Raw genomic sequence first — 14000 nt, forward strand, 5'->3', positions numbered from 1 at the left:
TCGTATCTTAAAAGTGCCGCGTTTTTGCAGGTAGGACAGAAAACCCTGAAATCCTGCCACAGGGTCCTGTTGGCGGGCGTCAGCGGGAAAACCGCTGACGGTAATCCCGGGGAGAAATGGCGAGGTGGCGCTGGAAGGTATGGCGCATCCGCTCCTCATCGCCGAAGCCACATGATCGGGCGATCTGGTCGATGTTGCGCAGGGAGTCTTCCAGCAACCGCCGCGCGGCCTCCAGACGGAACATCTCGACGGCCTTGGCCGGGGTGTGTCCGGTGCGGCGCTTGTAGACCCTCGCAAAATTGCGGGGGCTCATGCGGGCCTGACGGGCCAATCGTTCAATGGTCAAGTCGTCGCTCAGGTGCTCGGCAATCCACACGTGCAATTCGTCGAATCCGGCGCTGTCTTGTGTCTGCAATTGCAAGAGCTGGCTGAACTGCGCTTGTCCACCGGGCCGCTTGAGAAACACAACCAGTTCCCGGGCCACCTGCAGCGCCACCTCGCGACCGCAGTCGGCTTCGACCAGCGCCAGGGCCATGTCGATGCCGGCACTCACGCCCGCCGAGGTCCATATGCGGTCCTGTTGGATGAAAATCGCATCCAGATCGACTTCAATCGCCGGGAAACCGTTCTTGAGCATGTCGCACATGGCCCAATGGGTAGCGGCTCGCCGTCCGTCGAGCAACCCGGCCTGGGCCATCAGAAACGTTCCGCTGCACACCGATGCCGTGCGCCTGGCCTTGGTCGCCGCAGCGCGCAGCCAGGCCACCAGGTCGACGCAGTCGATCATCGCCTGGCGGATATCGGGGGCGCCGGGCACGATCAGCGTATCGATAGCCACCCCGTCCAACCGCTGCAGGGGGCTGGTCTCCACGGCGAGGCCTTCGGCGGTCGGCATCAGGCCGCCGTCCAGGCTAGCCGTGTGCATCGCGTAGCCGGGCAGGCCGCGCTCGGTCATGGCCTTGGTGGCTGCCCAGAAAACTGTCTGGGCGCCGGTCAGGTCCAGTAATCCCATCCTGGGGTATGCCAGGAACACCAGGTTGCGTGGCTGGCAGGTCATATCGCTGGCGACAGCGAGGTCATGGTTCATCTGGTTCATGATGATTGCCCAGGGCAGGGGGACGAGGTAGCGGAACGGCACAATAACGGATCGTCTCGATGTCCGTCGACTGGTCGAACCCTGGGTGTGGCGAGCGGCCGATTTTTCGAATCCGGCACAACTGACTCGCAGGCAAGCCCGCAATAGTGGCGCTACGAAGGCACTTTCACTTCATCGCCTAACCCCATGACTTGAAAGCTTTTGAGTGGCACTCGGCGGTAAATACAGCCACCATAGACGCCCCTGGTTCAGAACACCGGAGTCTTTAGCGTGGCGCAACACTCTCCCGACCTTCCTCCCGAACTTCTACCCCTGGCCCGGATGTCGCTGCTCAAGCGTCTGGCGGTGCGTCTACTGGGGCAGGGCCTGACGCGGCTGCGAGCCCAGCATCGGGCGTCCTGGCTGCACGGTCAGGCGGATGGCTTTCGTAGCGGGCATACCGCCGGCTTCGATTACGGCTATCGGGAAGGCAAGGCCGAGGGACTGGAGGCGGGACGTCAGGTCCTGTTGATACGTGACTCGCGCAGCACGGAGCACCCGGCACCGAAAGTCGATGATCTGTTATTCGATGACTGGCGCCTGCCTTTGACAGCCGAGCTGAAAAAGCGCGTCAAGGCGGACGTCGCCCGGTTGCTGCCTGCCCACGCACAACCCAGTGCCGCCCAGTGGAAAATGATATTCAGCGATACACCTTCGACATCGGTGGTTGCCGGCGCTGGCGCGGGCAAGTCCACGACCCTGGTATTGCGTATCGTGGTGCTGTCCCAATACCTGGGGTTCGAGCTGGATTCAATGACCGTAGTGACGTTCACCCGTGAGTCGCGCAAGGATTTCATCCGCAAACTGATCGACGTCCTTGCCTTGTGGGGGCGTACGGTCAGCCTCAAGGAAGCCCGTGACCTGGTGCGGACCTTCCATTCGCGCATCCTGCCGATGGTTCGCAGCCTGCCCGGCTTCGAGCGGCTCCAGGCTTTCGAAACCCTGAGCCATCGCGCCGCAACCGGTGATGAGCAGGAGCCGGGCAATCCCTTCGATTTGCGCATCAATGAGGCTCAACGCCAGCAACTCAATGCCTGTTATCACCACCTTTATCAGCGCGATGGCCGATTCCGGGAACTGGTCGGCCAGTTGTCCCGGCACGCCTTGCAACTGAAAGCGTTGGAGCGCGACCACCCCGATGTACAAAAACGCGTCGCCGTGACCGAACTTGCCGCACAGCGCGATGAAGAATTATGCGATGCCATCGAAGACCTTTGGTTTGGCGCCGGTGCCTGGCCCATCAAAGGTATCGAGCCCAGGCGCCAAGCCTTCGAGATCAACGGCTCGACATTCCATTGCCATGGCTACATCGCCTCGCTGGATAGCTGGGTAATGCTCGGCTTCGATCCGCAGGAGGATGCCCGGCTCAGCCGTCCGGGCGCACGGTTGAGTATCCGGGCGGAGTGGGCGGTCAAGCGAACCCTTTTTCAAGCTTTCTGTAATAAGCCTTTGATATGGCTGGAAAACTATGAGTCGTCCAAGCGCCTGCTGAGCACGCTGGCCGGGGATGCCAGTGCCGGACCCGGCTTCGACTACAAGGTCAAGGGCGAATTGGCGGCGGCGCCGTTGCTGGATTGTTTCGTGGCCGCCGCCGGGTTCATCGAAAACCTTGGGCTGGATGTGCCGGATGCGGTGGGGCGGATGTGTTTCGCCCAGGACGATCCGGATCGGTATTTCTTTGAAGCGCTGAGCCGCTACTGGCGAGCCTTTGAAGACCATCTGCTGGACCAGTCGCCGCCTGTCATGACCTACAATCGGATGTTCGCGCTGTTCAGCGAGCATTCCCCTGAGAACTTCAAGCTACTTGGGGATGAGCTTCTGCGGCCTTTGTCCCACGTGATGATCGACGAGTTCCAGGACGTTTCACCGCAGATCGTTTCCTGGCTCCGCGCCTGCCTTCGAGAGGTGCGCAGTCGTGGTCCCGCGCTGCATGTGGGGTGCGCCGCGCAACGCTCGTCCTTATTGTGCGTGGGCGATGATTGGCAATCCATCTATGGCTGGCGTGGCAGTTCACCCAGCTACTTCATGGCATTCGCCAAGCACTTCCCGTCGCCGGCGAATACCCGGGTGATGCTTACCGATAACTACCGTAGTCATCAGCACATCATCGATGCGGCTGAGCACATCGTCCGGGCAACAGCCGCGATCCCCGGTAAGAAAGCCAAGGCCAGCGGCAAGCCGGTGACGCCAAGCCCGGTCACCGTACTGGATCGCGACGAGGAGGAACTGGCTCGCCGGTTGGATGAGCATTATCGCCAGGGTGATACGATCTTGATGTTGTATCGAAAAAGTAGCGATAAGTCACTGATAGAAAAGTATATTCATCCAATACTTAATGTGGATTCTAGCTTGCCCTATGAAGCCCGACGTCTGAGATTGATGACCTACCACAGCGCCAAGGGGCTCCAGGCCGACGCGGTATTCCTGCTCGGCGACTGTCAGCACCTGACCCGTTCGCCTTACAAGAATCAGGTCTACCGGATGGCCGGACTGGGGCAGGATGGGGATGTCGAGCCGTACGACACGGCGCAGAAAGACGAGATCCTGCGTCTGGCCTATGTGGGAATCACTCGTGCGGTGCAGCATTGCTATTGGTACGTCGACAGTCAGGAGGGCCAGGCCGCCAACGCGCCCAAGGCCTCGGATCGCATCGCAACGGGCAAGCCATTTTTTGCCGACCTGCGCCGCGCTCGGATCAACTGAGGGGACTGCTTCGGCGAGTAAGCGCCCACAAAAAAGCCCACTGAGTGGGCTTTTTTAGTCAGCAAGCAAATCGCGTCAAACCCGTGGGGGGGACAAAGGCCTCCAGCTCGGCTTCCACCGCCTCGATGATTCGCTCCACGTCGGGGGCATTCATCACGGTCGCACAGGGAATGCCCGCGATCGCAATCATGGTTTCGCCACTGGCGCGATCGAACAGTCGGGCGACCATGCTGCCCGGGGCATCCATACTGGCCTCGAAACCCATGGGATGAAAATGCCAGCGCATCAATTGGCAGGCGTTGGGAAACGTTACCTTGCTGGAAGATCCTCTATTCATCTGTTGCCCGCCCTCTTCATCAAGCGCTTCCTTTTGCTCATATCAGGAAGGAAGAGCCATCATGGCTCTACCAGTGAGAACTAAAAATAGCACCTGGAAATGAATCTCACGTGGCTTTTTTCAGTCCGTTTGGCGATTGGTTCATTTTTTTTGATTTGGATCACGACTTAAACGGCAGGGCCCACAGTGCCATCATCCTTGGCGAGGGGGCGCCTGGCACTCGTCCGATGGCTCTGGCACGGGATTTAGCTGGACGATAAGCAGCGCCATAAAGATGAGCAATGATGCCGCGATGAAGGTGATATTCAAGCCGTTCGCCACCGTTTCCGGGGCGGCGGCATTGATACCGCTCGTTGGTAATGCGGCGGCGAAAACTGCGCCGAGCACTGAAGCACCGGTAAAGAACCCCAGATTGCGCGACAGGTTGAGCAGTCCGGAGATGACGCCGCGACTGCCGGTGGGGATGTCCGCCATTACCGCTGTGTTGTTGGCGGTCTGGAACAGGGCATAACCCAGAGTCGTCACCATGATCGCCGCGACATAGCCAAGCGTCCCGAATGCGGGTGACAGCATCGCCAGCGTCGTGCAGCCGAGCAGCATGACCGCCAGCCCGACGCGCCGCAGGGGTAGCGCGCCAAAGCGGTCCGCGAGGCGTCCGGCAGGCACACCGGTCAACGCCGCCGTGACGGGACCCACGGCCAGGGTCAAGCCCACCAGGGGCGCCGGCAGCCCGAGGGCGATGGACAGGTAGAAGGGGCCCACCAGCAGAGTCGCCATCATCACCGTGGCGACCAACGCATGGGTGGTCAGGCCCGCAACCAACAGCCGATCCCGGAACAGGCCCAAGGGGATCAATGGTGAAACGGCACGGGTCTGGACCAGGACAAACAGGCCTGTGCAGAGGGCAGCCAATGCCAACAGGGCGAAGTTGGACCCACCGAAGCTGCCGTGGCCTTGGGTCATGGCCAGCGCATAAGCTCCGAGGGCCGCCGCCAGCAAGAGCGTGCCTGGCCCGTCGAATCGGATTTTCCCGGCTTTCATCGTAGCCAGGCGCACAGGCAGGGAACGCCAGGCCAGTATCAGCGTCAGCAATCCAAAAGGGACGTTCACCAGAAAGATCGCCTGCCAGCCGAACGCGCCCAGCAGCGTGCCCCCCAGTGAAGGGCCCAGGGCCGTGCCTACCGCCGAAAGCGTGCCCAACAGACCCATAGCGCTGCCGGTCTTTTCCTTGACCACCGTTTCGCCCACCAGCGCGAGGGTCAGCGTCATCATGATGGCGGCCCCAAGGCCTTGCAGGGCGCGTCCTGCGATCAACCACCCAAGCGAAGGTGCCAAGCCGCACATGCCCGATGCCAAGGTGAACAGTAGAATGCCGGCCAGCAGCAGGGGACGTCGCCCCAGCAGGTCCCCCAGACGTCCGACGCTGACGATCAAAGTGGTGATCGCGAGCAGATAGGCCAGCACCACCCATTGCACCGCCTGGAACGAAGCATTGAGCCCCTGGGCCAGTGCCGGCAGGCCGACCGTGGCGACGCTGGCGCCCAACGAGGCCAGGAGTGTTGCGAGTGAGAGACTGGTCAGTGCCCAGCGAGTGGTACTGGTTGTTCGTGGAGGGATGTTCATGGGCGGGCATGGTTCCGTATTGGCTGGTTGCATGGCGTTGGCTCCGTCTGCGGCTCCTGGAAACGGAGCTGTCCCAACGCTACGCTTGGTCTTAACATGGCGGAAGACGCAGCATTTGCACTTTATAGCTGCATGTAACGCCATCTCTCACCGCAGGATTGCCCATGTCACAGCCTGACCTCAATCTGCTGATCACCCTTGACGTATTGCTGTCGGAGAGCAGCGTGGCCCGTGCCGCCCAACGGCTTCGGCTCAGCCCTTCGGCGATGAGCCGCGCATTGGCACGATTACGGGACACGTTGGGCGACCCGTTGCTGGTGCGGGCCGGGCGCGGGCTGGTTCCCACTCCACGCGCACTGCAGCTCCGTGAGCAGGTGGGTCAATTGGTTCAGGAAGCCCAGGCGGTGCTGCGTCCCGTGCAGGTTCCGGATCTGCGCCGTTTGAGTCGGGTCTTTACACTGCGCACCCGAGAAGGATTCGTGGAAAACTTCGCAATTGACCTGATGGCCCGCATCGCCGTGGAGGCGCCCGGCGTCCGGCTGCGCTTCGTGGATAAGGCAAACAAGGACAGCACGGCATTGCGTGAAGGCACCGTGGACCTGGAAACTGCCGTCGTCGACCAGGACACCGGCCCCGAGCTGCGGACCCAGGCGTTGTTCACTGACCGGTTCGTCGGCGTCGTGCGCCTGGGGCATCCGCTGAGCCAGGGCGAGGTCACCACAGCCGGCTACGCGGCGGGAAGCCATCTCGGGGTTTCCTTGCGTGACCTCGATCACGGCCCCATTGATCGGGCGTTGGCGCCGTTGAATCTGTCGCGCAGCATCGCCATCACCGTCCCGGGTTTTTCCACGGCCCTGGGACTGGCACGCGCCAGTGACCTGATCGCCACCGTCCCCGAACGCTACACCGAGCGGCTTCGCGCTGGCTTGCACAGCTTTGTACTGCCGTTTGCCGTGCCGTCGTTCACGATCGCCATGCTCTGGCATCCACGCATGGACGCAGACCCCGCGCATCGCTGGCTCCGAGGTTGCCTGCGGGAAGTCTGCGCAGCGAATGTCTCCCCTTACATTCAGGGTTAGTAGATATTAATTAATAGCGTTTCGCTGGCACTTAGTTGGCGAAAGTGCGACCTGATTCGCAGCGGGCTGTTTAACGTTATTTAATATTTAAATAGAGTTTTGTCCGACAATCTTAAACTGATTTCGACAAACTCCCGTATTAGCGGGGTGAAGCCAGCGACTCGGCTTAGTTAGTGGATAGCGCGTCTTTCGGCCTTGAAAAAATTCGCTAGACGTTTGATTTCGAATTGTGTCAGTTTTCTTGCGTCCTCAATTGGGCGAGTGATTGGACGATCTCGCCAGAGATTGTCTGTCTGACAAAAACTGTTCCATTGCAAACAAGGAAGTGTGTTTATGTCGAAAATCAAATCCGGTGTTATTGATGCTGCCGATCAACTGCTGTGGGCACCACAAGCCCTGGCCGCTCCCAGCAATGCCTTTAACCAGATCAATAATTTCAGCCATCAGTACGACCGGGGCGGGGACCTGACCATCAATGGCAAGCCCTCTTACTCGGTGGACGAGGCGGCCACTCAATTGCTGCGTGACGGCGCGGCGTATCAGGATCGAGACGGTAGCGGCAAGATCGAACTGACCTATACCTTCCTGACCTCCGCCTCCACAAGCACCATGAACAAACATGGGATCAGTGGCTTCAGTCAGTTCAGCGCACAACAGAAAGGCCAAGCGGTCCTGGCCATGCAATCCTGGGCGGACGTCGCCAATGTCACGTTCACCGAGAAGGCCAGTGGCGGTGACGGTCACATGACCTTTGGCAACTACAGCAGCGGTCAGGATGGGGCGGCGGCCTTCGCTTACCTGCCAGGGACCGGCGCGGGATATGACGGCACGTCCTGGTACCTGATCAACAGCAGCTACACCCAGAACAAGAACCCGGACCTGAACAATTACGGTCGCCAGACCCTGACCCACGAGATCGGCCACACCCTTGGCCTGGCTCACCCTGGCGACTACAACGCCGGCGAAGGCAGCCCGACCTACAATGACGCCACGTACGCGGAAGACACCCGCGGCTACAGCCTCATGAGCTACTGGAGCGAAAGCAATACCGACCAGAACTTCAGCAAGGGCGGGGTCGAGGCCTATGCCTCGGGTCCGCTGATGGACGACATCGCCGCCATCCAGAAACTCTACGGCGCCAACACCAGCACCCGCACCGGTGACACGACCTACGGTTTCAACTCCAACGCCGGCCGCGACTTCCTCAGCGCCTCTTCCTCCTCAGACAAAGTGGTGTTCTCGGTATGGGACGCGGGCGGGCGGGATACGCTGGACTTCTCCGGTTTCACCCAGAACCAGAAAATCAACCTCAATGACGCCTCGTTTTCCGATGTTGGCGGGATGGTGGGCAACGTCTCCATCGCCCAGGGTGCGACCATTGAAAATGCCATTGGCGGCTCGGGCAGCGATCTGCTGATCGGCAACGAAGTGGCCAACGATCTCAAGGGCGGTGCGGGTAACGACATCCTGTGGGGCGCGGGCGGGGCAGACAAACTGTGGGGAGGTTCCGGCTCGGACACCTTCGTGTTCGCGGCCAGTTCCGACTCGCGTCCGGGTGCGACCGACCAGATCCTCGATTTCGTCAGCGGCCTGGACAAGATCGACCTGACAGGGATTACCAAAGGCGCGGGGCTGCATTTCGTCAATGCCTTCACCGGTACGGCGGGCGATGCGGTGCTGTCGACGTCTGGCGGTAACAGCGTGCTGTCGGTGGACTTCTCGGGCCATGGCGTGGCTGATTTCCTGGTGAGCACTGTCGGCCAGGCAGCGGTCTCGGACATCGTGGCCTGATATCGCCACCCTGAGTTCTGGCACCCGTCGTGTTCGAAAGATCACGACGGGTGCCAGGGCCCGGAGAGGGCGCTGGAATGAAGGAAAATGATTAAAGCGTTCATGCACCGTAGCACCCCGGCAATCGCCTGGTTACTCGCTACATCGATGTGTTCTTTTGGAGAAGCCGCCATGGCGCGCAGCCTATTGTTAGCAGAACCCTCACAGCTGGCAGGTGTCTGGCGAGCCGTTTTGGCAGGCCCGCAGGAAAATGCACACACCCAGGCGCTGCAGGACAAGCCGTCCAACATCTGCGTCATCGAGCTCAAGGCCGACCAGAGCCTGGGCGGACAAACCGATTGCCTGGGCCGCTGGCTCGGTGATGAACCGGTCCACTGGTTTCCCGAGCCCGACGGTCTTTCATTGATCGGCAAACAAAATGCCAGGACACATTTGGGGCGACATGAGACGGACCGCTATCAGATGACGCTGGAATCCGGATTGAGGCTTCTGCTTGAACGGGACATCCAGGAAAACGCACGTTAAGCATTTACTCAACATTTGCTACAGGCACGCACTTGTTTAAACAGGTGCGTGCTTCGGTGTGCGCCGATTGAAGTTGAAAGATGGACAAGTTGCAGGGGCGCTAGGCTCTGTATGAAAAGTCTTGAGACGAAGGTCAGGCAAGGCGAAAACAGCCGAGCAAGCGCAGTGTACTGTAGTACATGAGCATTGCGAGGCTGTTTTCAACGCAGCATGAACGAGTATCAAGGCTTTTCGTACAGAGCCTAACTAACTGGCCCGGCCAACAGCAAGGAAAGTCGATGAGCATGGCAAGGAACGCTTCCACGGTGCCGCTGATTAAAGCGCTGGGCGATTATAAGAATATTCTGTTGAGTGTCGGTTGTTTTACCGCGTTGATAAACGTTCTGATGCTGGCACCTTCCATCTATATGCTCCAGGTATATGACCGCGGACTGTCGTCGCAAAACGAAACCACGTTGGCCATGCTGTCGCTGATGGTAGTGGGATTCTTCGTTTTCATCGGCCTGTTGGAAATGGTCCGCAGTTTCATCGTCATCCGCATTGGCAGCCAACTGGAGCGACGCTTTAATCTCCAGGTCTACAAGGCTGCGTTCGAGCGCAACCTGTTCAGGGGCGAGGGCAATGCCGGCCAATCCCTGGGCGACCTGACCCATGTGCGTCAGTTCGTCACCGGCCCGGCGTTGTTCGCCTTCTTCGATGCGCCGTGGTTCCCGATCTATCTGCTGGTGATTTACCTGTTCAACGTCTGGCTCGGTATTTTCGCCACCGTTGGGACGTTGCTGCTCATCGGCCTGGCCTGCCTGAACGAGGCCATGACCCGGGAGCCCTTGGGGCAGGCCAGCGGTTACTCGCAACGGTCCAGCCAATTGGCGACCAGCCACCTGCACAATGCCGAGTCCATCCAGGCGATGGGCATGCTCGACGCGCTGCGCAACCGTTGGTTTGCTGTGCACTCGCGTTTCCTTGGCTTGCAGAACCAGGCCAGCGATACCGGCGCGGTGATCGGTGCCCTCAGCAAGACCTTGCGCCTGTGCCTGCAATCGTTGGCGCTGGGGTTGGGCGCGGTGCTGGTGATCAAGGGCGATATGACGGCCGGCATGATGATCGCCGGCTCGATCCTGATGGGCCGGGTGCTGAGCCCCATCGATCAGTTGATCGCCGTATGGAAACAGTGGAGCGGTGCCAAGCTGGCTTATCGCCGTCTCGATGCGCTGCTTTGCGCGTACCCGCCACAGGACGACACGATGCCATTGCCAGCGCCCAAGGGTCAGGTGAGCTTCGAACAGGTCAGCGCAGGGCCTCCTGGACAGCGCCAGGCGACGCTGCATCACGTCAGCTTCAACCTCGGTGCCGGAGAAGTGCTCGGGGTGCTGGGTGCCTCGGGGTCCGGCAAGTCCACCCTGGCCCGGGCGCTGGTGGGGGTATGGCCGCTCCTGGGAGGCACGGTGCGGCTGGACGGGGCCGATGTCCATCGCTGGAGCCGCGACCAGCTCGGTCCGTACATCGGTTATTTGCCCCAGGACATCGAGCTGTTCAGCGGCACCATCGCCGAGAATATCGCCCGGTTTCGCGAGGCCGATCCGCAGAAGGTCGTCGCCGCCGCGCAGCAGGCCGGCGTGCATGAGCTGATCCTGCGCATGCCCCAAGGCTACGACACCCTGCTTGGAGAAGACGGTGGCGGTTTGTCGGGCGGCCAGAAACAACGGGTGGCTCTGGCCCGGGCGATGTACGACCGGCCGAACCTGGTGGTGCTCGACGAGCCCAACTCCAACCTCGATACGGTTGGCGAGGCCGCCCTGGCCAGCGCCATCGCGCTCATGAAGGGGCAGGGCACCACTGTCGTTCTGGTGACCCATCGTTCTTCGGCGCTGGCCCAGGCCGACAAGCTGTTGGTGCTCAACGAAGGCCGCCTCCAGGCGTTCGGTCCGAGCCAGGACGTGCTGCGGGAATTATCCGGACAGCCCCAGGGCCCGCGGGAAAAATCCCAGGCAGCGCCCAGTGGACTGAGTATGAGTCGCCAGTATCACACCACCCGACAGCCCGGCGGCGTATAAGCAAGGATCGCGATATGAACCCCGAATATTCTCCATCCCTGGGGCAGCCTCTCGAACGCCCCGAACGCGATGCCCGTTTCTTCACGCGCATGGGCTGGGCACTGGCGCTCATCGGTGCGGGCAGTTTCTTCGCCTGGGCCAGCCTTGCGCCGCTGGACCAGGGTATCGCAGTGCAGGGCACCGTAGTCGTCTCGGGCAAACGCAAGGCCGTGCAGTCGATGAGCAGCGGCGTGGTCAGCCGGATCCTGGTGCGTGAAGGCGAGGCGGTCACTCAGGGCCAGGCGCTGTTTCGGCTCGACCAGACCCAGGCCGCCGCCGATGTGCAGTCGCTGCAAGCCCAGTACCGCATGGCCCGGGCCAGTCTGGCGCGCTGGCAAAGCGAGCGGGACAACCTGGCGCAGCTGAGTTTTCCGAAAGAGCTGAACGACGACCTCGACCCTGGCCTGGCGTTGGTGCTTGAAGGCCAGCGCCAGCTATTCAGCAGCCGCCGCGAAGCCTTTGCCCGGGAGCAGGCTGCCTTGCGCGCCAGCATCGATGGCGCCATGGCGCAACTGGCGGGCATGCGCCGGGCCCGCAGTGACTTGAGCGCCCAGGCTGACTCGTTGAGGTCGCAGCTGAGCAACCTGCAACCGCTCGCGGACAACGGTTATATTCCGCGCAATCGCTTGCTGGAATACCAGCGGCAGCTGTCACAGGTTCAGCAGGAACTGGCCCAGAACAGTGGCGAAAGCGGCCGGGTCGAGCAGGGCATTCTCGAATCGCGCCTGAAGCTGCAGCAGCATGGCGAGGAGTACCAGAAGGAAGTGCGCAGCCAATTGGCCGACGCCCAGCTCAAAAGCGAAACCCTGCAACAACAGCTGAAATCCGCCGGGTTCGAGCTGCAGCACAGCGAGATCGTCGCCACCGCGGACGGCATTGCCGTCAATCTGGGCGTGCACACTGAAGGAGCGGTGGTGCGCCAGGGCGACACCTTGCTGGAAATCGTGCCCCAGGGCACGCGGCTGGAAGTGGAAGGGCGTTTACCGGTCAACCTGGTCGACAAGGTCGCTCCTCACTTGCCGGTGGACATCCTCTTCACGGCGTTCAACCAGAACCGCACACCTCGGGTTTCAGGCGAAGTCAGCCTGGTTTCGGCCGACCAGATGATCGACGAGAAAACCGCTGAGCCGTATTACGTGCTGCGCAGCAACGTGGGCGACGAGGCGCTGGAAAAGCTCAACGGCCTGGTGATCAAGCCCGGCATGCCGGCGCAGATGTTCGTGCGCACGGGTGAGCGCTCGCTGCTCAATTACCTGTTCAAACCGCTGCTCGACCGAGCCGGCTCTGCGTTGACCGAAGAATAAGGATGTCCGGTGGCATGAAGTCTTTCCGTTGGTTGATGGTGCTGGCCGTTTCCGTCTGCAATAACGTTTGGGCCATGGGGCCCTTCGAGATCTATGAACAGGCCCTGCGCAACGACCCGGTCTATCTCGGGGCGATCAAGGAGCGCGACGCGGGCTTGGAGAACCGCGCCATCGGCCGGGCAGGTCTGCTGCCTCACCTGGGCTACAGCTACAACAAAGGCCGTAACAAATCCAAGGTCACGTACCTCAATGACCACGGCGCCAGCCAGCATGACGATCGCAATTACAGCAGCTACGGCTCAAGTCTGACGTTGCAACAGCCGCTGCTGGACTACGAGGCCTATGCGGCGTATCGCAAGGGCGTGGCGCAGGCGTTGTTTGCCGATGAAAGTTTCCGCAGCAAGAGCCAGGAGCTCCTGGTGCGGGTGCTGAGCCATTACACTCAGGCGCGGTTTGCCCAGGATCAGATCGACATCGCCCAGGCCAAGAAACGGGCGTTCGAACAACAGTTCCGGCAGAACGAACACCTGTTTCGTCAGGGCGAAGGCACGCGTACCGACATTCTGGAAGCCGAGTCGCGTTACGAACTGGCGGTTGCCGAAGAAATCGAAGCCCGTGACGAGCAGGACGCTGCCTTGCGAGAGCTCGGCGCACTGATCGGCGTTCCGGCGCTGGACATTGGCGACCTGGCGCCACTGAGCGCGACCTTCCAGGCGTTCACGCTGCAACCGGCCAATTTCGACAGTTGGCACGGGCTGGCCGTGAGCAACAACCCGAACCTGGCCTCCCAGCGCCAGGCCGTGGAGGTAGCCCGCTACGAAGTGGAGCGCAACCGCGCCGGGCACCTGCCCAAGGTCAGCGCCTACGCAACGATGCGCCAGAACGAGTCGGAAAGCGGCAACACCTATAACCAGCGCTACGACACCAACACCGTCGGCCTGGAAGTCAGCGTGCCGTTGTACGCCGGAGGCGGCGTGTCGGCTGCAACCCGCCAGGCCAGCCGCACCATGGAACAGGCCGAATACGAGCTGGATGCCAAGACCCGCGAAACCCTGATCGAACTGCGTCGCCAGTTCAGCGCTTGCGTATCGGGGATGAACAAGCTGCGGGCCTATCAGAAAGCCCTGAGCTCCGCCGAAGCGCTAGTGGTCTCCACCCGGCAGAGCATCCTGGGTGGCGAACGGGTCAACCTCGATGCCCTCAATGCCGAACAACAGCTTTACACCACGCGCCGCGACCTGGCCAAGGCCCGCTATGACTACCTCATGGCCTGGACCAAATTGCACTACTACGCCGGTACCCTGGGGGAACAGGACCTGGCGAAGGTGGACGAGGCCTTCGTGATGCAGGGGCAATAGCCAGCCTGGGCAATCAAGGATTTCCGTAGCAACTAAGGATGGTTCGTGATGA

The 14000-nt window shown here is 61.1% G+C and carries 10 protein-coding genes; 7 read left to right on the forward strand and 3 right to left on the reverse strand.

Features of this window, described 5'->3' with window-relative positions:
- Positions 1–79 precede the first annotated feature (79 nt).
- A complete protein-coding gene (locus tag AD666_RS10085; RefSeq protein WP_053151275.1) occupies positions 80–1096 on the reverse strand; it encodes a GlxA family transcriptional regulator in 1017 nt (338 codons plus the stop codon).
- A 270-nt stretch (positions 1097–1366) separates the two neighbouring features.
- Between AD666_RS10085 and AD666_RS10090 the strand changes: the two genes are divergently transcribed.
- Complete coding sequence (locus tag AD666_RS10090) at positions 1367–3838, forward strand: UvrD-helicase domain-containing protein (protein ID WP_053151066.1); 2472 nt, start codon at positions 1367–1369, stop codon at positions 3836–3838.
- Positions 3839–3896: 58 nt separating this feature from the next.
- On the opposite strand, the gene AD666_RS10095 is transcribed toward AD666_RS10090, so the two are convergent.
- Positions 3897–4175: a DUF1652 domain-containing protein gene (locus AD666_RS10095; protein WP_053151069.1), complete on the reverse strand. Its 279-nt coding sequence runs from the start codon at positions 4173–4175 to the stop codon at positions 3897–3899.
- A gap of 192 nt (positions 4176–4367) precedes the next feature.
- Complete coding sequence (locus AD666_RS10100) at positions 4368–5831, reverse strand: MFS transporter (RefSeq protein WP_053151072.1); 1464 nt, start codon at positions 5829–5831, stop codon at positions 4368–4370.
- A gap of 131 nt (positions 5832–5962) precedes the next feature.
- Between AD666_RS10100 and AD666_RS10105 the strand changes: the two genes are divergently transcribed.
- The 6 genes from AD666_RS10105 to AD666_RS10130 all read left to right on the forward strand — a co-directional run bounded on the left by AD666_RS10105 (position 5963) and on the right by AD666_RS10130 (position 13948).
- Complete coding sequence (locus tag AD666_RS10105; protein WP_053151075.1) at positions 5963–6877, forward strand: LysR family transcriptional regulator; 915 nt, start codon at positions 5963–5965, stop codon at positions 6875–6877.
- A gap of 333 nt (positions 6878–7210) precedes the next feature.
- Positions 7211–8668 (forward strand): serralysin family metalloprotease, encoded by a 1458-nt coding sequence (locus tag AD666_RS10110; RefSeq protein WP_053151078.1) that lies wholly within the window; start codon positions 7211–7213, stop codon positions 8666–8668.
- An 87-nt stretch (positions 8669–8755) separates the two neighbouring features.
- On the forward strand, positions 8756–9193 hold the full coding sequence (locus AD666_RS10115; RefSeq protein WP_172679611.1) for an AprI/Inh family metalloprotease inhibitor: 438 nt from the start codon (positions 8756–8758) through the stop codon (positions 9191–9193).
- Positions 9194–9471: 278 nt separating this feature from the next.
- Positions 9472–11247: a type I secretion system permease/ATPase gene (locus AD666_RS10120; RefSeq protein ID WP_053151083.1), complete on the forward strand. Its 1776-nt coding sequence runs from the start codon at positions 9472–9474 to the stop codon at positions 11245–11247.
- A 14-nt stretch (positions 11248–11261) separates the two neighbouring features.
- On the forward strand, positions 11262–12590 hold the full coding sequence (locus AD666_RS10125; RefSeq protein ID WP_053151086.1) for an HlyD family type I secretion periplasmic adaptor subunit: 1329 nt from the start codon (positions 11262–11264) through the stop codon (positions 12588–12590).
- A gap of 14 nt (positions 12591–12604) precedes the next feature.
- Positions 12605–13948, forward strand: a complete 1344-nt coding sequence (locus AD666_RS10130) for a TolC family outer membrane protein (RefSeq protein WP_053151280.1) — start codon at positions 12605–12607, stop codon at positions 13946–13948.
- Positions 13949–14000: the final 52 nt, after the last annotated feature.

The sequence above is a fragment of the Pseudomonas sp. Pf153 genome (genome assembly GCF_001269775.1).
Lineage (GTDB): Bacteria > Pseudomonadota > Gammaproteobacteria > Pseudomonadales > Pseudomonadaceae > Aquipseudomonas > Aquipseudomonas uvaldensis.

Bases quoted from the DNA above. Each gene is read 5' to 3' on its own strand.
- AD666_RS10095 (WP_053151069.1), bottom strand. From the start codon at position 4,175: ATGAATAGAGGATCTTCCAGCAAGGTAACGTTTCCCAACGCCTGCCAA.
- AD666_RS10130 (WP_053151280.1), top strand. From the start codon at position 12,605: ATGAAGTCTTTCCGTTGGTTGATGGTGCTGGCCGTTTCCGTCTGCAAT.
- AD666_RS10125 (WP_053151086.1), top strand. From the start codon at position 11,262: ATGAACCCCGAATATTCTCCATCCCTGGGGCAGCCTCTCGAACGCCCC.
- AD666_RS10105 (WP_053151075.1), top strand. From the start codon at position 5,963: ATGTCACAGCCTGACCTCAATCTGCTGATCACCCTTGACGTATTGCTG.
- AD666_RS10115 (WP_172679611.1), top strand. From the start codon at position 8,756: ATGATTAAAGCGTTCATGCACCGTAGCACCCCGGCAATCGCCTGGTTA.
- AD666_RS10120 (WP_053151083.1), top strand. From the start codon at position 9,472: ATGAGCATGGCAAGGAACGCTTCCACGGTGCCGCTGATTAAAGCGCTG.
- AD666_RS10085 (WP_053151275.1), bottom strand. From the start codon at position 1,096: ATGAACCAGATGAACCATGACCTCGCTGTCGCCAGCGATATGACCTGC.
- AD666_RS10100 (WP_053151072.1), bottom strand. From the start codon at position 5,831: ATGCAACCAGCCAATACGGAACCATGCCCGCCCATGAACATCCCTCCA.
- AD666_RS10110 (WP_053151078.1), top strand. From the start codon at position 7,211: ATGTCGAAAATCAAATCCGGTGTTATTGATGCTGCCGATCAACTGCTG.